20 protein-coding genes are annotated in these 22,816 nt (G+C 52.8%); 1 reads left to right on the plus strand and 19 read right to left on the minus strand.

Features of this window, described 5'->3' with window-relative positions; all coding sequences use genetic code 11:
* Positions 1-106: 106 nt before the first annotated feature.
* The 7 genes from KNP72_RS04030 to KNP72_RS04060 all read right to left on the minus strand — a co-directional run bounded on the left by KNP72_RS04030 (position 107) and on the right by KNP72_RS04060 (position 6,883).
* On the minus strand, positions 107-1,375 hold the full coding sequence (locus KNP72_RS04030; RefSeq protein WP_021067184.1) for a Glu/Leu/Phe/Val family dehydrogenase: 1,269 nt from the start codon (positions 1,373-1,375) through the stop codon (positions 107-109).
* A gap of 150 nt (positions 1,376-1,525) precedes the next feature.
* Entirely contained in the window at positions 1,526-2,443 is a 918-nt protein-coding gene (locus tag KNP72_RS04035) for a D-alanine--D-alanine ligase (protein WP_021067183.1), read from the minus strand.
* A 96-nt stretch (positions 2,444-2,539) separates the two neighbouring features.
* The gene (locus KNP72_RS04040; RefSeq protein WP_021067182.1) at positions 2,540-3,121 is read right to left on the minus strand and encodes an adaptor protein MecA; all 582 of its coding nucleotides are present in this window, start codon (positions 3,119-3,121) and stop codon (positions 2,540-2,542) included.
* 61 nt (positions 3,122-3,182) lie between these two features.
* The gene (locus tag KNP72_RS04045) at positions 3,183-4,040 is read right to left on the minus strand and encodes a MerR family transcriptional regulator (protein WP_214752191.1); all 858 of its coding nucleotides are present in this window, start codon (positions 4,038-4,040) and stop codon (positions 3,183-3,185) included.
* Between the two features lie 164 nt (positions 4,041-4,204).
* Positions 4,205-4,408, minus strand: a complete 204-nt coding sequence (locus tag KNP72_RS04050; RefSeq protein ID WP_214719577.1) for a hypothetical protein — start codon at positions 4,406-4,408, stop codon at positions 4,205-4,207.
* 41 nt (positions 4,409-4,449) lie between these two features.
* Positions 4,450-5,853, minus strand: a complete 1,404-nt coding sequence (locus tag KNP72_RS04055) for a RecQ family ATP-dependent DNA helicase (protein ID WP_251128873.1) — start codon at positions 5,851-5,853, stop codon at positions 4,450-4,452.
* A gap of 7 nt (positions 5,854-5,860) precedes the next feature.
* Positions 5,861-6,883 carry a YpbB family protein gene (locus tag KNP72_RS04060; protein WP_251026087.1) on the minus strand — a complete coding sequence of 341 codons (1,023 nt, stop codon included), beginning with the start codon at positions 6,881-6,883 and terminating at the stop codon, positions 5,861-5,863.
* 142 nt (positions 6,884-7,025) lie between these two features.
* Between KNP72_RS04060 and KNP72_RS04065 the strand changes: the two genes are divergently transcribed.
* A complete protein-coding gene (locus KNP72_RS04065) occupies positions 7,026-7,274 on the plus strand; it encodes a ferredoxin (RefSeq protein ID WP_021067177.1) in 249 nt (82 codons plus the stop codon).
* Between the two features lie 38 nt (positions 7,275-7,312).
* On the opposite strand, the gene KNP72_RS04070 is transcribed toward KNP72_RS04065, so the two are convergent.
* From KNP72_RS04070 to KNP72_RS04125, 12 genes are all read right to left on the minus strand, one after another.
* Positions 7,313-8,119, minus strand: coding sequence for a thermonuclease family protein (locus KNP72_RS04070; RefSeq protein ID WP_214719399.1), 807 nt, complete (start codon positions 8,117-8,119; stop codon positions 7,313-7,315).
* An 82-nt stretch (positions 8,120-8,201) separates the two neighbouring features.
* A complete protein-coding gene (locus KNP72_RS04075) occupies positions 8,202-9,161 on the minus strand; it encodes an ABC transporter permease (protein WP_214832282.1) in 960 nt (319 codons plus the stop codon).
* Positions 9,158-10,222: an ABC transporter permease gene (locus KNP72_RS04080; RefSeq protein WP_214832283.1), complete on the minus strand. Its 1,065-nt coding sequence runs from the start codon at positions 10,220-10,222 to the stop codon at positions 9,158-9,160. Before KNP72_RS04080 ends, KNP72_RS04075 begins: the two co-directional genes overlap by 4 nt.
* Positions 10,219-11,745, minus strand: a complete 1,527-nt coding sequence (locus KNP72_RS04085) for an ABC transporter ATP-binding protein (RefSeq protein ID WP_214719402.1) — start codon at positions 11,743-11,745, stop codon at positions 10,219-10,221. The genes KNP72_RS04080 and KNP72_RS04085 overlap by 4 nt, the downstream gene beginning before the upstream one ends.
* A gap of 61 nt (positions 11,746-11,806) precedes the next feature.
* The gene (locus KNP72_RS04090; protein WP_214719403.1) at positions 11,807-12,892 is read right to left on the minus strand and encodes a BMP family lipoprotein; all 1,086 of its coding nucleotides are present in this window, start codon (positions 12,890-12,892) and stop codon (positions 11,807-11,809) included.
* Between the two features lie 128 nt (positions 12,893-13,020).
* Positions 13,021-13,740 carry a GntR family transcriptional regulator gene (locus KNP72_RS04095; protein ID WP_021067171.1) on the minus strand — a complete coding sequence of 240 codons (720 nt, stop codon included), beginning with the start codon at positions 13,738-13,740 and terminating at the stop codon, positions 13,021-13,023.
* A 401-nt stretch (positions 13,741-14,141) separates the two neighbouring features.
* Positions 14,142-16,316 carry a DNA translocase FtsK gene (locus KNP72_RS04100; RefSeq protein ID WP_214832285.1) on the minus strand — a complete coding sequence of 725 codons (2,175 nt, stop codon included), beginning with the start codon at positions 16,314-16,316 and terminating at the stop codon, positions 14,142-14,144.
* A 62-nt stretch (positions 16,317-16,378) separates the two neighbouring features.
* Positions 16,379-18,046 (minus strand): ribonuclease J, encoded by a 1,668-nt coding sequence (locus tag KNP72_RS04105; RefSeq protein ID WP_021067169.1) that lies wholly within the window; start codon positions 18,044-18,046, stop codon positions 16,379-16,381.
* A gap of 95 nt (positions 18,047-18,141) precedes the next feature.
* Positions 18,142-18,795, minus strand: coding sequence for a M15 family metallopeptidase (locus KNP72_RS04110; protein WP_214832286.1), 654 nt, complete (start codon positions 18,793-18,795; stop codon positions 18,142-18,144).
* Complete coding sequence (locus KNP72_RS04115) at positions 18,792-20,045, minus strand: lipid II:glycine glycyltransferase FemX (protein WP_214832288.1); 1,254 nt, start codon at positions 20,043-20,045, stop codon at positions 18,792-18,794. Before KNP72_RS04115 ends, KNP72_RS04110 begins: the two co-directional genes overlap by 4 nt.
* 3 nt (positions 20,046-20,048) lie before the next feature.
* On the minus strand, positions 20,049-21,509 hold the full coding sequence (locus KNP72_RS04120) for a UDP-N-acetylmuramoyl-L-alanyl-D-glutamate--2,6-diaminopimelate ligase (RefSeq protein ID WP_031200186.1): 1,461 nt from the start codon (positions 21,507-21,509) through the stop codon (positions 20,049-20,051).
* Between the two features lie 83 nt (positions 21,510-21,592).
* The gene (locus tag KNP72_RS04125) at positions 21,593-22,810 is read right to left on the minus strand and encodes a M16 family metallopeptidase (protein ID WP_214832290.1); all 1,218 of its coding nucleotides are present in this window, start codon (positions 22,808-22,810) and stop codon (positions 21,593-21,595) included.
* Positions 22,811-22,816: the final 6 nt, after the last annotated feature.

The following is a 22,816-nucleotide window of genomic DNA, read 5'->3' on the forward strand; positions in this document are numbered from 1 at the left end:
AATTAGGCTACCTCACACCGATAAAATATGGTGTGGTGGCAGCCTAATAAGGTGTTTTTATTAGTGTCTCATATAGCTAGGTCAGTCTAATCTTCCCTCTCTTTTGTTATACCCAACCGCGGAAGCGCGACGCTTCTGCCATCTTACGCACACCGACCATATAGGCGGCGAGACGCATGTCGACCTTACGGGCCGACGAGGTATTGTATACCGTATTGAACGAGTGGACGAGCACTTTCTCAAGCTTCTCTTCCACTTCCTCTTCCGTCCAATAGTACCCTTGATTGTTTTGAACCCATTCGAAGTATGAAACCGTTACCCCACCGCTCGAAGCGAGCACGTCCGGGACAAGCAGGATGCCACGTTCCGTCAAGATGCGGGTCGCTTCGTTCGTCGTCGGCCCGTTCGCGGCCTCGACGACGATGGACGCTTTGATGTTGTCGGCGTTGTCCTCGGTGATTTGGTTCTCGATCGCGGCCGGGACTAAAATGTCGCAGTCGAGTTCGAGCATCTCTTTGTTCGAGATCGTGTTCTTGAATAAGGTCGAGATTGTCCCGAACGAGTCACGACGGTCGAGCAGATACGGGATGTCGAGACCGTTCTCGTCATGGATGGCTCCGTACGCATCGCTGACGGCGATGACTTTCGCTCCGGCGTCATGCATGAACTTCGACAGGAAGCTACCGGCGTTGCCGAACCCTTGGACGACGACGCGGGCGCCTTTTAACTCGATGCCGCGACGGAGCGCCGCTTCTCGAATCATGATGGCGACACCTTTTGCCGTCGCCGTCTCGCGACCGTGCGAGCCACCGAGCACGAGCGGTTTCCCGGTGATGAAACCTGGTGAGTTGAATTCATCGATTCGGCTATACTCGTCCATCATCCATGCCATGATTTGCGAGTTCGTGAACACGTCCGGTGCCGGGATGTCTTTCGTCGGCCCGACGATTTGACTGATAGCCCGAACGTAACCACGGCTCAACCGCTCAATTTCACGGAAACTCATCTCACGCGGATCACAAACGATTCCACCTTTACCGCCGCCATATGGCAGGTCGACGATGCCGGCTTTCAAGCTCATCCAGACCGACAACGCCTTCACTTCGACCTCGGTCACGCTCGGGTGGAATCGGATTCCACCTTTTGTCGGTCCGACCGCATCGTTATGTTGCGCACGATATCCCGTGAAAATCTTTGTCGATCCATCATCCATCCGAACCGGGATGCGGACGGTCAACATCCGAAGCGGCTCTTTCAAGAGCTCGTACATCTCTTCTGGATACCCGAGTTTATCGAGCGCCTCGTGTATAACTTCTTGTGTCGATTCAAGGATGTTTTTTCGTTTTTGATGACCTTTTTCTTGATCCGTAATCATGAAGGTTTCCTCCCCTAAATTGTCGATTCTCCCCCAAGAATCAACCTCGTATTCGTTTAAAAGTATATCTGATACGCGCCTAATTTGAAAGGCTTTTACAAAAATAATGAAAGCGTTTTCTAAAACGAAAAAAGAAGGGAGTGCCCCTTCTTACTTTTCAAGTGCGAGTGCGATGAATCGCTCTAACAGTTCACCGTACGAGATACCGACGGCGCGAGCGCTGTCCGGGAACAGGCTGAGCGGTGTCATGCCAGGCAGTGTGTTCGTCTCTAAAATATAGGCGAGCCCGTCTTCTGAGACGAGGAAGTCTGAACGGGAATATCCGCTGCAGCCGAGGGCACGGTGCGCTTGAATCGCAGCCGCCTGAACTTCTTCGGTCAACGAAGCCGGCAACTCGGCCGGACAGACGTGAATCGATCCACCTTCTGAATACTTCGACTCATAGTCATAAAACTCGTTTTTCGGGATAATCTCGATAACCGGGAGCGCGGCTTCGGCGCCATGGTTTCCGAGTACAGGTACCGTCAATTCACGACCTTTAATATATTGTTCGACCAAGACGGCCGTATCGCAGGCGAACGCTTTGTCGATTCCTTCACGGAGCATCGTTTCGTCCATCGCGATCGTCAATCCGTTCGAAGACCCTTCTTGGGCCGGTTTGACGACACATGGGAATTCACCGCCCCACTCGACGATTTTCGCGTCGATATCGTCCCCTGTCTCGATGAGGACGTCACGGGCGATTCGGATGCCGGCAGCGGCGAAGATGATTTTCGCACGGGCTTTGTCCATCGCGAGCGCGGACGCCAACACACCAGACCCCGTGTACGGCAAGCCCGCCATCTCCAAGAGCGACTGCACGCGTCCGTCTTCACCGTACTTGCCATGCAAGGCGCTGACGACGACGTCGGCTTGAAGCGTCAACAGCTCATTGGCCCGGTCCGGGTGAAAATCAATCGCCACGACGTCGTGACCCCGTTCTTCGAGCGCTTCAATCATTCCTTTACCACTCGTGAGCGACACTTCCCGCTCACCTGATACACCACCATATAATACCGCGACTTTCATCAAATCTCTCCTTCAGCTAGCTACTCCAAAATTCAAGTTTTATCATACCATGTGTCGGCGGAAAACAATAGAAACAGAACAGTAAAAAAGCCGTACTTACGCGAACGTATCGTACAGCTGTTTCACGGCCTGTTCAGTTTGAATCGTCTTGCCGTACTCCATCATGACGTACGGACTGACGGTCGTCGTTCGACCGTACTCCGACAAGATGGCGGCCAGTCGTTCTTCCACGTCTGGTTTGAGCACCTCGACAAAGTGCAGATAATATCGTCCCTCGTAATGATAGAACGCTCCGCCCTGCTCGGTGTCTCGCATATGTGGGAACAAGCGAATCGAGGCGTTGATGACGTCCTCGATATCGTCAAATTGATAAATCAAATGATGAATCACGTCGATGGTGAGCCGAATCTCGACTTGCTCTTGATCCGACTCTGCTACGGGCGCATCGACTTTCTGGACGTCGATGACGAGCCCGTCACGGGGAAACATCGTCACGTTCAAGTCGACGGTCCCTTGTGGCATGAAGCCAAATTCCGCTTCCGCCGTCTCAAGCAATTCCCGCCACAGGTCTTGACCGCTCTCCCCCACGATGGTATCGATGGCGATGCCTCGAGTGGATAGGTCGCTCGCGGTCAAATATACCCTTAAATGTTCTTTTGTTTGCTTTTCAAATCTCAAACGAAAACCTCCAAAGAATAATCAATCCTACTTTATAAGCTACTCCCGTTTGTTCGAGCTGTCAAATAGTTGACAACCACTCGGTCCACGCCTCGGGCGTGTCCCCGAGGAAGGCCGATCCGAATTCGGACGCTTGAAGGCTGACCGCGTAACCACCGGCCCCGATGACGAGGTTCGGGTGGTCGGCTTGGATGAACTGCATCGCGTCTTTCAGGCCATCGAGATGTTCTGTCAACGTACATGAGAAAATCAGACACTTGGCATCGATATCGTGCAACGCCTCGTTCAAATCCTCTTTCGGGAATCCCGCACCGAGGAAAATCACGTCATAACCGTATTGGCGTAAGTAAAGCGTCACGAACAAGAGCCCGATTTCATGCATCTCGCCCGGGGCACAGACGCAAATGATGCGCGGCAAAAAGGGATTCATCGGCATTTGGAGCGAGAGCGTCGATAGACGGGCACGCAAAAAGGCCGTCGCAAAATGTTCATGCGCAATCGTGATCGTCCCATTCTCCCAACGTGTCCCGATTTCCATCAATAACGGACCGATGATATCTTTCGTAACCTTTTCAAAACTGAACGTATTAAAGGCACGATTAATCAAATCGTGCGCCTTACGTTCATCAAATGAAAGTAACGCCTCGAGCAACCCGTCCATGAGCTCCTCGTCATAAAGGCGGGCAGGCTTCGGCTTCGGGGCTTCATGTAGCTGTTGAATTGCTTGGGACACGGTCAATCCTTCCCGTTGTTTTTCAACGACCCATTTTATCTTCTCGACGTCTTGGTCGGAATACAATCGATGACCCGAATCTGTCCGGCTCGGAACGATGAATTGATAGCGTCGTTCCCACGCCCGGATCGTGGTCGGGTTGACTCCGGTGAGTGACGCGACCGTCTTGATGGAGTACTTCGGCACAGCAGCCCCTCCTTTCCTACTAGTTCTTCTCTTTCAGTATAGACCCATCTGTACGGCTTTACCTGTTTTATTGTGCAAATCTTGTGAGAAATTGGTGAGATTGTGCATATTCACAACCTCGGGCACGAAATCATAAAAAAAATACGACGTTCTCGTCGTATTGTTTAGAAAAAGATGTCGTGACGACCTATATATAAAAATACAAGAATAATGGCAAACATCGTCAGTGTAAGCATCATGGCGAGCGGCCGCTTCAGCCAGTTGTCGTTCAATTTCTCTTTTCGCTCATGCTCTTGCCGTTCAGCGCGAGATGGCAACGTGTCCACCACTTGTTCACGAAGTGAGTCCGCTTGATTCCGATGTCGCAACGTGTGCCCTCCTTTACCTTTTTTATCATTTTACTATGATATCAATCAAAGGAAAAGATACGAGCCAACCGATGTTTCCAATCTGTCACATTTTTAGACACAAGTTGCTCCGACGGCGGGAACACGATTTCGCCGCAGATGTCGCAACAATCGCTTTGCTTGACCGGTTGCTCCGAGAAATAATTTAACAAATAATCGCGCCGGCACGTCTTGATGAGGGCATAGTCCATCATCTGCCCGAGTTGACGATACCGGGCCCGCTTTCTATCTTTTACCCAATCCACCGCCTCGGCAAGCGTCCGCTCGGCAAGCATCTGATTCAACAGTCCCCAAACCGGGTCTTCCTCGTTCAAGCGCAATAAGCGTGGCAACTGGGCCAGGCTCGTGCCATTGTCTCGTTCAAAATAAGCGAGACGGATATCTTTGTCTTTCGGATATTGCTGGTCAATCAAAAACTGTTGAATCCGCTCATCCCCTTCGGCGTATAGCAAGACCGCGAAAGCCGGCTCACCGTCACGCCCAGCCCGACCGATCTCTTGCATGTACGCCTCGAGCGTGGCCGGGATTTGATAATGGATGACGGAACGGACGTTATCTTTATTGACACCCATCCCGAACGCACTCGTACACACCATGATGGCGACTTCGTCACGTAAAAATTGTGACTGCACAAGGCGCCGGTCCTCGGTCGACATGCCACCGTGATAAAACAAGGCGTCATCGAGATGGAGGGCGAGCGCTTCGGCCTCACGCCGTGTCGCCGTATAGATGACGGCCGGTTTCGGCACGTCGTGGACGAGTTCACTCAGACGACGCATCTTATCTTCTGACCCGAGACGTTCCACGATGAGGCGAATCTCGGGACGGTTCGCCGAGTGGACGAACTGCGCCGGCGAGAAGAGCGCCAGTTTCTCGACAATATCTCGTTTCACCGTCTCAGGCGCGGTCGCCGTGACGGCCATACACTGCGGACTGCCGAGCTGTTTGCGCAGTTCACCTAGGCGCGCATACTCCGGCCGGAACTCATGGCCCCACTGCGAGATGCAGTGCGCCTCGTCGACGACGAGCATTTGAATTTTCGTCCGCGCCAGCGCCCGAGTCACATGGGGCACAGCGAGTTGCTCCGGCGATAAATACAAGAAGCGGTACCGTTTCAAATGATTTAAAATCTCTTGCTTCTCTTCGAGCGTCTCCATCGACGTCAATCGCGCCACCCCGCGTTCGCCGCGTTCGCGGATGTGGAGCATCTGATCCTCAATCAGTGACAAGAGCGGCGAGACGATAATCGTCAACCCGTCGTTTTTGATATAGGACGGGAGTTGGAACGTCAATGACTTCCCGGCACCAGTCGGCATGATGGCAAGCACGTCCTGCCCATCGGCGACCGCTTCGATCACCTCGCGCTGTCCCGGACGGAAACTGTCATAACCGAAAACTCGCTTCAACGTCTTCTCAAACAAATGTCTCACCTCGTTTCAATCGTGCGAACACCAATCGGATTTGATAGTAACTGATTCCGTCGATTTGTTCAAAAATCGGCTTGAGCGCCCAACTCGATTCGTCACGTAGCTGCTCGACTTGCTTGATTTGCTCGAGCGGTACGAATTGATCGAGCGGAAATTCGTCCAAATACATCGCCATCTCGACGACGTGGTCTTCAATCGTACTGGTGCGTAATCGCCGCTGCGATTGCACTTGCTGGAACGACCGGCCGGCCAAGAACTGTTCATACGACCCCCGCGCCGATAAAGTCATCCGTTCACTCGATAAGCCGTGGGCGAATCCTAACAGTTTTGCATCTCGCGGCAGTTTCCATAGGAGCGCATTCCATCCGGCCAAAAAGTAAAGCCGGGCTGTCCGTGCATCAACGTCGAGGAGGGCCGCGATTTGCTCATACGTATATCCGGTCTCGAACGCCCCTGTGAACCGGTAGACGACAGCGGTCGCATAAGGATCGCCGATGTCTTCAAGCGCCGTCTCGAGCTCGTGGTGGAAGCTTTGAATCAACGGTCGCCATTCACGTTCGGTCCGCACGATTTGTTTGACCCAACGTTCGGCTAAACGGTCGGCTTGGACCGGATAAAACGTGCGCTCATGCTCGAGCGACATGAACGTCTGCACGAACAGACTGAGCCGTTTCCATGTCATCGTCGTATAGTCTCGATACTCACCGCCGAGACGGTCGAACAAGTCACTGACGGCCTCGGGCGAAGCGAGCATTGCCCCGGCTTCGGTCAAGGTAAAACTGGAGCGGTTGAGCCAACCACGCTTTTCGAACGAAGCGAGCAATTTCTCATAGTCGTACTTCGTGTAGGGGAACAAGCCAAAAATCGGTTCTAAATCATAAAAAAAGGCATCTTGCAGCGTCGTCGCCGATCGTTTTCCGTTCAATACGTGAAACAAACTACGTTCGCTGCGTTCACCTTTCAAGCGCTGGATGGATAGCAACAACACCCCGTCCGCCAAATGAACCATCGTTCCACCTCCTTGTTAAAATTATGCTTCCAAAACGTTATTCGTTTCCTCATTGAAATATTTGGGTATGTAGACTACAATTACTCATAGTCAGTAGAAAATCATTTCTATGCAGAGAGACGAAACGTATGGAGGGTTACAAATGGCAAAATTTACGATTGTTGATAAAGATACATGTATCGCATGTGGGGCCTGCGGAGCAGCTGCCCCGGACATCTTCGACTATGATGACGAAGGCCTCGCGTTCAACTTGATGGACGACAACACGGGTACGATTGAAGTCCCGGATGAGTTGTATGAGGACTTGATGGACGCGTTCGAAGGCTGCCCGACTGACTCAATTAAAGTCGCGGACGAATCGTTCGACGGCGACGCACTCAAGTACGAATAAGCGAGACATGTGTGCCATCTTGGCGCACATGTCTTTTTTTAACGTGTCGCTTTGCGGAAACCGGCCTCCCGCGCCTCTTCTTCTGTACAGAACATCTCTTCCGGGATCGTGCGCTCATAGCTCGCCCCGCCCGGAACGTGATAAATCTTCTCTCCGTCCCGATTGATATTCCCTTTAATGTCACATCCATCCGTGTCTCGTTTCGGCTGGGCCGGCTCGGTCGCCTCGTGGTCGAATCCGTTGCCGGTCACATAATCCTCGAGACTCCAAATCCCGAGCAATTCCCGACGCGCGGCCTGTTCGACGTCCCGGAACGCATCGACGTGTTGCGTGTTCGGCGCGTATACATAGGCGACGCGCGCCAGACCGCGACGTAACAATTCCTCGTTCAGCATCGCATCGTCGTACCAGACGTAGGCGAGCGTCCGTTGATAGCGATCGTAGCGCCCGACATCATACTCGAGCGTGATCGTATCCCCTTCCGGCAGCCACCGTTCGACGAATGATTTCGCATCCTCTCCGAACGGCTGGACCGGTAGCGTCGGATGGCTCGTCTCCGGTGTATCGACGAGCAGAAGGCGAATCGATTCGGTCGCTCCGTTCTCAAACTCGACTTTGAGCGTGTCCCCGTCGATGACGCGGTCGAGCGTGACCGTCTCGGTCTTCCCGAGCGGCCGCGCGACTTGTTGCGTGACCGACGCCGACGGAAAGTCGGCCTCGAGTTCGACGAGCGACTCCGGCGGGTCGATTTGTTCAGCGAACCAGTCATCGACTGAGCAGCCTGCGAGCGAGATGCTCAGCACGACAGCGATCAGCAGTTGCCACCATTTTTTCAATTGTCTCACCTCTACACCAGTATAACAAAAAAGGTTGTTTGACTTAAGCGTCAAACAACCTTGGTGAAATGGACATTTGTCCTTTTGGTGATTAGCGTTTCCCTTTAATATATGGGATACCGACCGATTTCGGTGCATCCGCACGTCCGACGACACCCGCGAGGGCAAGAATCGTAAGCGCATACGGTGCAATCAAGAGCAACACTTGCGGCACGTTGCTGATGACCGGCAAGTTACTGCCGATGATCGACAACGCTTGGGCGAAACCGAAGAAGAGGCCAGCTCCGAGCGCGCCGAGCGGGTTCCACTTCCCGAAGATCATGGCGGCGATGGCCAAGAAACCTTGACCGACAATCGTCGTCCCACTGAAGTTCGTCGTGACCGTGACGGCGTAGACCGCACCGGCGAGACCGCCGAACGCACCTGAGAGCATGACGCCCATGAAGCGCATTTTCGTGACGTTGATTCCCATCGTGTCAGCCGCCATCGGGTGTTCCCCGACCGAGCGGAGACGAAGGCCGAACGGCGTCTTGAAGATGACGAACCAGACGACGAACGCGAGCGCGATGGCGATGAACGACGTGTACTGGACGTTGATGAAGAACATACGAAGTACCGGGATATCCGATAAAATCGGCACGTTCTCTTTCGCAATCCGATACTCGATGAAATCGGTTTGTCCTTTGTTGTAGAGGACACGGACGACGAAGATGGCGAGACCGATCGCGAGCATGTTGATGGCGACCCCGAGCACCGTCTGGTCAGCGCGCCAAAGGATGGCCGGCACTGCCAAGAAGAGCGAGAAGAGCGCACCGACGACCATGGCGACCAAGAGCGCAATCCAAGGACTGAGACCACCAAGCCCCATCTCCGTCAACGTGAGCGTCGTGATGATGCCCGTGGCGGCACCGATGACCATGATGCCTTCCAAGGCGATGTTGACGACACCCGAACGTTCACTGAAGATGCCGCCGAGCGCCGCGATGATGAGTGGAGTCGCATAGGCCAACGCGACCGGGACGACGATATAGAGGACTTCTAAGAAGCTCATTTTTTCTCCACTCCTTTCTTACGATTTCCTTTGAATTTGTCAATCACGTAGTTGAACGCATAACCCGACGCCACGAAGATGACGATGGCCGCGATGATGACTTTGACGAGCTCAGACGGAATGTTGGCACCGAGCTGCATCGCGAGTCCACCGATGTTGAGTCCGGCGAACAAGATGGCTGCCAAGACGACACCGATGGCCGTGTTCGCACCGAGAAGGGCGACGGCGATCCCGTCGAATCCGACCCCAGTGAACGAGGCGCTGAGCGTCATGCCGTTGAACGTACCAAGGCCTTCCATCGCGCCGGCGAGTCCAGCGAACATACCTGAGATGACGAATGACAGGATGATGTTGCGATTGACGCTCATCCCCGCGTATTGTGACGCGTGTTTGTTGAATCCGACGGCCCGAAGCTCATAACCGAGCGTCGTCCGTTGCAAGATGTAGTAATAGACGATGGCCGCGAGCACGGCGATGATGACACCCCAGTGCAAGCGGGAGAACTGCGTCATTTCTTGAAGCCATGGCGACGCGAGCGACGCGGACTCCTTGATTGACTCGGTCCGTTCGTTCGTTACGCCGATGGCGCTACGCAAAATCGCGTTCGTCGTGTACAAGGCGATATAGTTCATCATGATCGATGTGATAACTTCATGGACGTGGAACTTGGCTTTCAAGAAACCAGGGACGAACGCCCAGAGCGCTGCCGCGAACATGGCCGCGAGAAGCGCGAGCGGGAGGTGGATGAACATCGGTAAATCAAAGTTGATTCCGACATAAACGGCTGCCACCCAACCGATTAACACTTGACCTTCGACCCCGATGTTGAAGAGACCAGTCCGGAACGCGAATGCGACCGCTAAACCTGAGAAGATGAGCGGCGCTGCGGCACGAAGTGTTTCTCCGATTGCATATGGGCTTCCGACCATACCTTCGAATAATGAAGAGAACCCTTGAATCGGGTCATAGCCGCCAATCAGCATGACGATTGCCCCAACGAGAAGTCCCATCAAAATCGACAAGAGCGGGATGAGCAGTCGATTGAATCCTAACTTATTCATACTGTTTCTTCTCCTCTCTTACCGCCGGCCATCAAGAAGCCGAGTTCTTGCTCGGTCGTTTCTTTCGGATCACGAATCCCGACAATCTTACCTTCATATAAGACGGCGACTCGGTCCGCGACGTGTAAAATCTCTTCGAGTTCGAACGAGATTAAGAGGACGGCGCGTCCTTTCTCACGTTCTTTGATGAGCTGTTCATGAATGAACTCGATTGCACCGACGTCAAGTCCACGCGTCGGTTGGGCCGCAATCAACAAGTCAGGTGACCGGTCGACTTCACGGGCGATAATCGCTTTCTGCTGGTTACCACCTGATAAGGCACGGGCCGGTACATCGACCGATGGAGTTCGGACGTCAAACTTCTCAATCAACGCCTTCGCCTTCTCAGCCACAGCTTTATAGTTCATCAAACCACGCTTCGAGAACGGCTCTTTGTAATACGTTTGGAGGACCATGTTGTCCCGAATCGAATAGTCGAGGACGAGTCCGTGTTTATGACGGTCTTGCGGGATGTGACCGACGCCAGATTCCGTCACTTTACGTGGCGTGAACCCAGTCACGTCTTTCCCATTCAACAATACTTTTCCAGACTCCGGTTTCTTCAAGCCTGAGATGGCTTCAATCAACTCGGTCTGTCCGTTTCCGTCAATCCCGGCGATTCCGAGAATCTCTCCTGAACGAATCTGTAAATCCAAGCCGTCGACGGCTTCAAGCCCGCGACTGTCTTTGACGACGAGTTTTTGCACGTCGAGGACGACTTGCTGTGGATCTGCCTTGGAATATTCCGCATCAAAGTTAACTTCACGCCCGACCATCATTTCAGCCAAACGGTCTTCATTGACCGTCTCATCGATATCGACGGTGCCGATATAACGTCCGCGACGGATAACCGTACAGCGGTCGGCCACTTGCATGATCTCTTTCAGTTTATGCGTGATCAAGATGATCGATTTACCTTCTTCGATCAAACGCTTCATGATTTGAATGAGTTCTTGAATCTCTTGTGGCGTCAATACAGCGGTTGGCTCGTCAAAAATCAAGATTTCAGCGCCGCGATAGAGCGTCTTCAAAATTTCGACACGTTGTTGCATCCCGACCGAGATGTCCTCGATTTTAGCGTCCGGATCAATGCGGAGACCGTATTGTTCCGAAATCTCCATAACTTTTTTACGCGCCGTGGCCCGGTCGACCGTCAATCCGCTCTTCGGCTCTGAGCCGAGGATGATGTTCTCGGTCACCGTGAACTTCTCGACGAGCATGAAGTGTTGGTGTACCATACCGATTCCAAGGTCGTTGGCGATGTTCGGATTCTCAATGTCCACTTTCTCCCCGCGCACGCGGATTTCCCCACCTTCCGGCTGATAAAGGCCGAACAGGACGTTCATGAGCGTCGATTTCCCGGCACCGTTCTCGCCGAGCAACGCATGAATCTCTCCTTTGCGCAATTGGAGGGTGATATTGTCGTTGGCAACGAACGTTCCGAACTCTTTGCGAATATTGAGCATTTCAATTACATATTCCAAGAAAGTCCACCCCTAACTTTAAGTAAAGGGAGACCGCATGGGTCCCCCCTAACTCAATGAATTATTTTACTGTTTTCATGAACTCTTCGAACTCAGCGTCAGTCGCTGGAGCCGTGATGTCACCGTCGATCAACTGTGTGCGGTACTCTTCCACTTTTGTGAGGACGTCAGCTGAAACGTTCTCATCAGAAGTTTCAGCAATCCCTACGCCGTCATCTTTCAAAGAGAACTCAACGATTTCGCCTGCAGGGAACTTATCTTCCATTGCAAGTTTCGATACTTCGTAAGTAGCCGTGTCAACACGTTTGACCATTGAAGTAAGTGTTACGTTCTCTGGAAGACCTTCTTCGTATTGGTCGCGGTCAACACCGATGACCCATACATCTTCGCCGTTCTTCTTACGGTTTTTCGCTTCTGTGAATACCCCTACCCCAGTACCGCCTGCTGCGTGGTACACGATATCAGATCCTGCTCCGTACATACCTGAAGCGATGGCAGTTCCTTTTTCAGCTGAGTTGAAGTCTTCAGCGTATTTCACGTCGATTGTTGCATCCGGGTTAACAGCCATGACGCCCGCTTTGTAACCGTTCTCGAACTTCTTGATCAAGTCAGACTCAACACCACCGACGAATCCAACTTTGTCAGTTTTCGTAGTGAGACCAGCGACGACACCAACGAGGAATGAACCTTCTTGCTCTTTGAACGTGATCGATGCGACGTTCGGCGCATCGACGACCATGTCGACGATCGCGAAGTTGTTGTCTGGGAACTGATCAGCAACTTTTTTGATGTCTTCGCCCATCAAGAAGCCGATTCCGTAAATCAAGTTGAAGTTATCGCGTGCCAATTGCTGCAAGTTTGGCTGATAGTCCGCTTGTTTTGATGATTGAAGATATTTGAAGCCTTCGTTTTCAGTCAAGCTGTTGTCTTTCCCGAACTTCGTAAGACCTTCCCAAGCTGATTGGTTGAACGATTTATCATCGACACCGCCAGTGTCGGTTACCATGGCTACTTTAAAGTCGCTGCCTTCGCCGCCGCCGTCGCTGTTTGAAGCACCTTCATTGTCATCCCCGCCACATGCTGCGAGTACTGTTGAGAGTGTGAGGCCTGCTGCTAAAGCTGAGAGAATCGTTTTTTTCTTGTTCATCGTCGTGTTTCCCCTTTCGGATCATAACAATTAAGGTTGTCATGTCATCAGTAGTCTTTACACCGGTATAAGAAAGCGCTTTCACGCTGTTCCCCAAAAATAACCGTTTCCGGATAAAACGAACGTGCTTAGACGCGTTTGCGAACGACGTGGAAGTCGAAGCGGTCCGCTCGGAAAAAGTTCGCCGAATCGAGCAGCGGTAAGTCGCTCTCATCGTAATGCAATTGCTTTAATGCCAGTAACGGTTGGTCCGTTTGAAGTTGCGTCGAGATTTCCGCGTTCACACTCGGTTCGATGTGCGTGATCGCATAAGCGACCCGACGTCCTACCTCTTGTTCGAGCGCATCAAACAACGACTTACCTTCCGTCAACGCTTTAGGATTCGAGACGAGGTGGGCCGGAATTTTATCGACACAGTATACAACTGGTGTCTCGTCTGCATAACGAATCCGGACAATCCGATAAATCGGCGAGTTCGGTTCAATTTTCAGACGCTCAGCTTCTCTCTCGGTCGCTAGAACCTTTTCGGCCACCAATACTTTCGTTCCTGGTGTCATCTTGGCGCGCATAATCATGTCCGTGACACTGAACAGTTCTTCAATCCCTGAAGTGAACGGGGGTTTTGAACTGATAAATGTTCCGACGCCATGTTTCCGCACGACAAATTTCTCGTCTTCGAGGATACGAAGGGCTTCCCGGAGTGTCGCTCGACTGACTCCTAGTTGCTTCGACAACTCGAACTCTGAAGGAAGCTTCTCTCCTTCACGATAGACACCATCGTCGATATCTTGCTTGATTTTCTCAATCACGCGAAGATAGAGCAAGCGATGATCGAGCTTGATCGACATGGGCCTCACCACCTTTACCTATTCTAACCAGTGCTCAGACATCTGACGTATGAATGTCCTTGCCAATATTAAGTATAGGGATTCGAGAATTAGAACGCAATACTTTTTGTTCGGAATCAGGGAAATATTTTAATGTGAAGGGATTATGTATACCTCTTAGTCTATATTACCTGTTGTGGAGCCGTTTGAAAAGAAAACGTAACATGTAAACGGTATTAAAAAATGAAAGCGGTTCAACGATTTTAGTAGTATGTCTTAATGTATCAAATAGGTCAGATGTGCTATATTAGTTTGTCCCAACATGACGTTGACCCCAATCGTCACGTTTGAACCGGATTATCTGAAATTATATAAAAAACGAACGATTAGGATTTCTCATACCTAATCGTTCGTTTTACTATTTATACCTCTGGTTGATTAATGAGCACTTTCCGCGGCTTTGAGCCTTCTGACGGCCCGACATATCCAGCCTGTTCGAGCGAATCAATCAATCGGGCGGCTCGATTATAACCGATGCGGAATCTTCGTTGAATCATCGAAGTGGAAGCCGTCTCTTGCGTCAAGATGAATTGAACGACTTCTTCGAACAATGAATCGTCCGAGTCGATCGTCGTGACTTCCTCTTCTTTCGGCATCATCGCCTCGACATACTGGGCCCGTTGTTGGGCGATGACGTGATTGACGACCGTCTCGACTTCTTGATCCGAGACGAAGGCGCCTTGGACACGGATTGGTTTGTTCATCCCGTTGGCGAGCATGAGCATATCACCGCGTCCGAGCAACTTCTCCGCCCCGCCACCGTCAAGAATCGTCCGTGAATCCGTTTGTGACGAGACCGCGAACGCAATCCGGGACGGGATGTTCGCTTTGATGACACCGGTGATGACATCGACCGATGGACGCTGGGTGGCGAGCACCATATGAATCCCTGCTGCCCGCGCCATCTGGGCGAGACGCATAATCGCGTCCTCGACGTCGTTCGAGGCGACCATCATCAAATCGGCGAGTTCATCGACGATGACGACGATGAACGGCAGACGCTTCGCATCCTCATCGTCCGACTTGTCGACGAGTTCGTTATAACCTTCGATGTTCCGGACGCCATAGCGGCTGAACAGCTCATAGCGCCGCTCCATCTCGGCGACGACTTGTTTGAGCGCTTGGGCCGCTTTCTTCGGATCGGTCACGACCGGCGTCAACAAGTGCGGGACACCGTTATAGACGTTCAACTCGACCATTTTCGGGTCGATCATCATGAGCCGGACCTCATCAGGACGCGTCCGCATCAAGAGTGACACGATCATGCCGTTGATACAGACCGATTTCCCTGAACCAGTCGAACCGGCGACGAGCAAATGCGGCATCTTGTTCAAGGCGATCGTCACCGTCTCGCCGCTGATGCTGCGGCCGAGGGCAACGAGAAGCGGCGACTGTTCGCGCTTGACCGGATCGGCCTCGAGCACTTCACGGAGACAGACCGGCGCCACTTCCTGGTTCGGCACTTCAATCCCGATGGCCGCTTTGCCAGGAATCGGGGCCTCGATCCGGATATCTTTCGCGGCGAGCGCGAGGGCAAGGTCGTCACTGAGCGACGTGATGCGGCTCACTTTGACCCCGATATCCGGTTGCAGTTCATACTTCGTCACGGTCGGACCGAGATGAATCTTCAATACTTTCACACCGACACCGAACGATTTGAGCGTTTGGACGAGTTTCGTCGCGTTCGCTTTCAAACGGGCGTTCTCACCGGACAAGTCGGTCACGACCGGTTCACTGAGAATCGTGAACGTCGGCAGCTCATACGTGTCTGACACATCCTGTGACGCCGTCATCATCATATCCTCGGTCGGCAGGTCGGCCACTTCTTCAGCAGAGGCCGTCTCCTCCACTTTCGGACGCTTCTCGGCGACGACTTTCTCGCTGAACCCGACAATCGGGATATCATGCATCGTCACTGCGTCCGCCTCAGGCTCGGCTTCGGCAGGGATCGGCTCGACCTTCGCCGGGGCCGGGACGGCCTTCTGACGCTTCACTGGAGCCGGTTTGACCCGTTCCTGGTCGTGCCATTCTTGCTTGATGGCCGTACCCGTCTCAAGTAACCGTGAACCCATCGTCCGCCAAATCGTCGGCGATAATAGGGAAATCCCGACGATCATGCAGAGGGCTCCTAAAAAGATGATTCCGAAGTCGGAGAGCAAGTATTGGTTGAGTCGATAGAGCGCCCCGTTGACCTCGCCTCGTTCGGCCCCCCAGACCAAGTCCCCGAACATGAGGAACGACGTGAACAACAATAGGATCCCGGCCCGTTGCATCGGACGAAACTCGTTTAAAAAGACGAGCAACGTGAACGCGATTGCCAAATACGTCAGTGCCCCCCAGCCCCCGAACAACGTCGTCGCGAGAAGCGACGTCTGATTGCCGACCCATCCGAAATCGAACAGGGAAAAGATGAACGCCGTAATCGATAAGACGAAGGCAATCCAGCCATATGTACGCAGTGGGATGGGCTGTTTTTTCGCACGTCTCGTCGTCGGTCGTTTCCGCTTCACCGGGGTTTTTCTCGTTTTTTGTGCCACCTTAGATTCCTCCTAAAAAAACAAGGCAAAAGTCTGATGACTTTTGCCTTAATCTCAATTCCTTAAATCTCCATGATGATCGGCAAGATCATCGGACGACGTTTCGTCTGCTCGTACAAATAGACGCTGAGCCGTTCGCGGATATTTGATTTCAACTCGGTCCAATCACTTCCAGCTTGGAGACTCTTCTCAATCTGTTTTGTGACGATGCGATTCGCTTCTGAAATCATCTCTTCCGATTCACGCATATAGACGAATCCACGCGAGATGAGTTCAGGTCCTGAAATCAATTTCTTCTGTTTCCGGTTCAACGTGACGACACAGAGAACGACACCGTCTTGCGACAAGAGACGACGGTCACGGAGCACGATGTTCCCGACGTCCCCGACACCGATTCCATCGATTAAGACGTTTCCAGCCGGCACTTTGCGGCTCATCCGGGCTTTGCGGCCCGTGAACTCAACGACATCCCCTTTTTCAACGATGAAGATGTTGTTCGACTTCACACCGACTTGCTCGGCGAGTTTCGAGTGGGCCATCTGCATCCGGTACTCCCCGTGAATCGGGAGGAAGTACTTCGGTTTGACGAGGTTCAACATGAGCTTGAGCTCTTCGGCCGAACCGTGTCCAGAGACGTGTACTTTGCGTTGGTTATAGATGACGTTGGCGCCTGAGCGGAAGAGCAAATCAATCGTCTTCGAGACCGACTTCTCGTTCCCCGGAATCGGCGTCGCCGCGATGACGACCGTATCGTTCAGGCGGATGTTCACTTGTTTATGGGCGTTGCGCGCCATGCGCGTCAAGGCCGCCATCGGCTCACCTTGCGAACCAGTCGTCAAGATGACGACTTTGTTGTCAGGCAAGCGATTCACTTGTGAAAGCTCGACGAGCGTCTTCGGCTTGAAGCGCAAGTAGTTCAGCTTCTGGGCCACTTCGACGATATTGACCATGCTGCGGCCGACGACGGCCACTTTACGGTCGTTCGCTTCGGCTGCCGCGAACACTTGTTGCAGACGGTGCACGTTCGAGGCGAATGACGCGACGATGACGCGGCCTTCGGCTTGATAGATGACGTCGTTCAACTCTGCGCCGACGAGCGATTCCGAACCGGTTTGACCCGGACGTTCCGCGTTCGTCGAATCCGACAAGAGGCAAAGGACGCCCCGTTGGCCGATAGCCGCCAACTTGTTGAAGTCTGACTGTTTCCCATCGACCGGTGTGTAGTCAAACTTGAAGTCGCCCGTGTGAACGATGGCGCCTTGTGACGTTTGGATACAGACCCCGACACAATCCGGGATCGAGTGGTTGACGCGGAAGAAAGTGATGAAATGATCAGCGATAGTCAATTTCGTTTTGGCGTCAATCAATCGGAGGTCGACTTCTTTCAATAAGCCAGCCTCTTTCAATTTGAGCTCGATTAAACCGAGCGTCAATTTCGTCCCATATACGGGAACGTGTTTCAAATCACGGAGTACGTAGCTGAGTCCACCGATATGGTCTTCGTGACCGTGTGTGATGAAAATCGCGCGTACCCGATCTTTATTTTCTTTCAAATACGTAATGTCCGGGATGACGATATCAATCCCGAGCATCTCATCGCCTGGGAACATAAGGCCGGCATCGATGACGAAGATGTCGTCGTCTAGTTCCACGACGTACATGTTCTTCCCGATTTCGCCTACGCCTCCAAGCGCAAAGACGCTAACGTTCTCTGTCTTCTTCTTTGACACTAACAAAAACCTCCTAGATGTTGCATATTCTGTTTCGTCCACTTATCGCTACTGAATATTGTATCGGAAAACTGCTGATATGCCAACATTTCCGTTCAATCGACGAGAGGTTTCATCACATCGGCAAGCGGCATCGTCGCTTTGTCATCCGGACGTTTCCCGGAAGCGAGCTGACGAATCGACAAACCGAAGTCCATTTGTAAGTGTGGGTAATCAGGAAAACTTCTCCAATCCCCGCCCCATTCGAAGCCGAGCGCCTTACCGAGCTCCCCTAGTTCTTGCCAATCCGGTTCATCCGACCGATTATGGTCCGACTCCAAATCATAGTCGGCGCGGTTGTTGTGAATAATGACGAAGTCGACGGCAAGGCCATAGTTATGGTAGCTCTCACCTGCTTTGGCGTTCGTCACGACTTGACCTGGTTTCGAGCGACCTTGGGCGTACAGGGCGTTCTGCTCATCGGCTGAACGGTATCCTGACGTCAGGCGAACCTCGAGACCGAGGCACGAATAGGCTAGCCGCACGAACGATTCACTCCGCTCCCGTACGTGCGGATGCAGTTTGGCGAACGCCTTCTCGCTACGCTCGACGATGACCGCTTCCGAGCGCGAGTTGCGCTCACACATCCCCGCCTCGAACGTCGGTTCATCGACCCATGGCATCGGCCCCGGACGTGACAACGTATACGCTAAAAAGATTCCGACTAAAAAAGCCATCATCGCGAACGTCAAGACGCCGGTCCATTTCATCGGCGCAACCGTTTACGGAGTCCTTTGACGAGCGGTAATCCTGTTTCAAGGGCGAAATAGAGCGGACGATTCAAGACGAGATCGAACTCGCCAACCTTCTCGATCATATCGCTACCCCAACCTGATTTGAACGCATACAGACCCGCATACTCATCATCGGCGTCGGTGCTGCCCGATACGCCACCGAAATCATAGCGTTCGGCCCCGCTCGCCTTGGCCGCTTGCATCATCGTCCATTGCATGAGGTGGTTCGGCATGAAGTCACGGAACTCGTTCGAAGACGCGCCGTACAAGTAATACGAGCGTCGTCCGGCTAACGTCAACAGACCGCCCGATAAGACGAGCCCGTTCGGGTACTTGTCGTGCAACTCATTCAGTTCCGGCAACGCAGCTTTAATCTTTTCAATCTGTTCGCCCGTCTGCTTTTGACGGTTCAACAGACTCGTCCGTTTCTTCTCCACCGTCTCCGTCTCGAGGGAACGTTCAATCTTGCCGAGGTCACGTTCGGCTTTTTCGAGCGTGGCCATCTGTTGGTCCAGCGCGAGCTTCGGTTCGAGTTTCGTCAAGAACAGACGCGCGTCCCCTGGCTGCAGGCAATCGTATAAGTTCTCAAAGTAATCAAGGCCGCGGATGGCAAAGCCGTCCCGCTCGCCCGTCACTTTCATCAACTCCGCGAACGTCTGGAGACCATCGCGACCGACTTCCGTGCAGACGATTCCTTTTCGTTCTGCCAAACGCACGTTATAGCGGAACTTATGATGGAACTTGCCAAAAATCTCTTTCTCGCTCGGACGCAAGTCCGTCTCCATCGTGAACCGAGGCTGGGCGTAATCGAACCCGCCGCCGTATCCTTTATGGTTAAAACCGAGGCTAGCCATTTCCGTCAACAGGCCTGGCACTTCGTCTCGATCGATATTCGGATCAATTTTCACGACGATCGCTTTGTTCGCCTTGGCGACCCGTTTCGCTTCTTCGGTCAACGCGGTCAACGAAGCCACATCGTCATAGTCGACGACGAAACCGCGCGGCGCGTAGCAAAGCGTGAACGGAAGTTTAGGTACGCGTTTGAACAAGAGTAACGCGACCCCGCTCGTCACACCATTGGTCGCGACGGCGATCCGCTCGGCGAACCAGCCGTTTTGTCGTTTGACGTTGGCCCAACTTGAGAGTTGAAGCAAATCCCCACGGTCATGTGTTTTGACGAATTCGTCATGCTCTTTTTCTGTCAAGGTGATCGGTTGTACTGCCATAAATCATGATTCCTCCGTCTTCAAAATTGTCGCTCGGACGATCGCTTCTTCATCTAGCGGAATTTTCTCATTGCCAATGATTTGATATTTCTCATGTCCTTTTCCGGCCAGGACGACGATGTTATCGGACTCGGCCAATTTGGCCGCGTAGCGGACCGCCTCTTCGCGGTCCCCGATTTCAACGAAATTGTCGTGTGTCATCCCGGCAGCGATGCCGCTCGTGATTGAGTCGTAGGCTTCAAAGCGTGGATCGTCCGTCGTGATGACGACCGTTCCGGCATACTTCGAGGCCATCTCTCCCATCGTCGGCCGCTTCGTAACGTCACGATTTCCGCCTGTTCCGATTAAGAACACAATCTTCTCTTTCGGCACGCCGACGAGCGACTTCAAGCATTGCTCGATGCCGTCGGGCGTGTGGGCGTAATCCGCATAGACGTTATAGCCCGGCACATCGAGGCGTTGCATCCGCCCTTTGGCCGGATGGATCGCTTCGAGCGCCTGCACGATTTCGGGCAAGCGATAGCCTGCCGCGAGCAGGCAACCTGTCGCGAGCAAGATGTTATACACGTTGAAGCGGCCGATGAATTGAACCGTCAACGGATGGCGTTCGCCTTGATAGTTGAGGCAAAAGCTCGTCTCTGACAGCGTCTGAACGATATCTGATGCCGTCACGTCTGCCATCGCATCAATCGCATAAGTAATTACTCGCGCCCCTGTCATCGTCTCATACAGCTTGCTGTACGGGTCGTCTGCGTTCAGTACGGCGACCTTGTGACGTGACGCCATCTGTCCGAGCTGTGCGAACAGTAGGCCTTTCGCTCGCGCATAGTTCTCAAACGTACCGTGGAAATCGAGATGGTCGTGCGTCAAGTTCGTGAATCCGACGATATCAAAGTCCGTCCCGATGACACGGCCGAGTTCGAGTCCGTGCGATGACACTTCCATCATCACATCGGTCACGCCTTCTGCGTGCATCCGGGCGAGCAACTGTTGTAGCTCCGAGCTTTGCGGTGTCGTATTTTTACTTGGGACGACCGTATCGTTGATGCGGACCTCGACCGTGCCGATCAATCCGGTGCTATGACCGAGCTCGGTGAGGACGTCGCGCAAAATCGTCGTTGTCGTCGTCTTGCCGTTCGTCCCCGTGATCCCGAACAGACGCATCTGTTCAGACGGATACTGATAGAACGCCGACGCTAAGAGGCCGACCGATCGTGTGCTGTCGCGCACGATTAAGTTCGGTACGCTTAACGAGAGCGGACGCTCGCTGACGACGGCTACGGCCCCTTTGCTGACCGCCAATTCGGCATAGTCATGGCCGTCGACCGTATAGCCTTTGATGGCGACGAACAGCGTCCCAGGGACGACTTCTCTCGAGTCGGTCGTCACATGGGTCACTGGGATGGCTTGTAAGTTTGGTTGATTAATCAATTGAATGTGTTTAGCTAAATCCGTTAAGTTCAAGTCTTTCCCTTCTTTCACCTGTTCCTGTCCAAAGTAAAGAATACCTCTTAATCAGTGTAGAGAACTTACAATTCGGTTTCAAGTCAGTCTTCGGACGGAAGGACATAAGATTTGGCAGGGGCGTGGCTGAGCACCTCTCTGATTAAGGCGTTGACACCATGCACATCGATGCGATCGATTTTATCGAGCACCTCGTTCAAGTCCTCGACATCGTCGAGCAGGACGAGGTTTCGACCGTTTCGGTTCATGCGGGCACTCGTACTCTCATTCCCGAGGACGAGCGAGCCTTTCAATTGGCGCTTGCCTTTCTCGACTTCCTCGTCGGACAATCCATCCGCGATCAACGTCTCGAGTTCGCGCGTCATAATCGTCTCGACTTGGGCGAGCGTATCCGGAGATGTCCCGATATAGATGGTGAACGTCCCGTGGTCATCGAACGTCGTGTAGTACGAGTAAATCGAGTATGCCAGCCCCTCTTCTTCTCGAATCGACTGGAAAAGACGTGATGACATCGTGGCCCCGATGGCATTGTTCATCAAGGCCAAATGCGGCAGACGGTCATCTTTGGCGGCAATCGCCTCAAAGTTCCAACAGAGGTGTGCTTGCTCTGTCTCTTTCTGTTTTTTCATCACGTCACTGTATAAAATCGGAGTCGTCGATTCTTTCGGAGATTCCCCTGATGGGAGGTCAGCAAACCTTGTCTTGACCGCCTCAATCAATTCATCGGTCACATGCCCGGCAATTGAAACGACGACACGATTGCCCGTGTACGTCGAAGCGACGTAACGGAGCAGTTGGTCCCGCGATAGTCCGAGGACGCTCGCTTCCGTCCCGAGAATCGGTTCGGCAAGGATGTCGTCCTTATAGACGGCTTTCGCGAGCAGCTCGTGGACGAGGTCTTCCGGTGTGTCCTCATACATTTTAATCTCTTCTAAGACGACCCGCTTCTCTTTCTCGAGCTCTGTCTCATCAAATAACGAATCGAACAGCATGTCGGCGAGCGCATCGAACGCGATGACCGCGTGCTCGTCAAGCGTCTTCACGTAATAGCACGTGTGATCTTTCGACGTGAACGCGTTGACGCTGCCCCCGAGCTCATCGAAGAACGACGCAATCTCTTTTGCCGTTCTCGTCTTCGTTCCTTTAAATAACATATGTTCAATCAAGTGGCTGATGCCAATCTCGGTCATGTCTTCGGTGCGAGTTCCGGCTTTGATAAAGACACCGGTCGACGTGCTGCGGACATCTGTCATCGGTTCAATCACGATGCGGACGCCGTTGTCTAATGTGATCCATTCCATGTTATC

Origin of the sequence: Exiguobacterium sp. s152, assembly GCF_018618335.1 — a bacterium.
Lineage (GTDB): Bacteria > Bacillota > Bacilli > Exiguobacteriales > Exiguobacteriaceae > Exiguobacterium > Exiguobacterium chiriqhucha.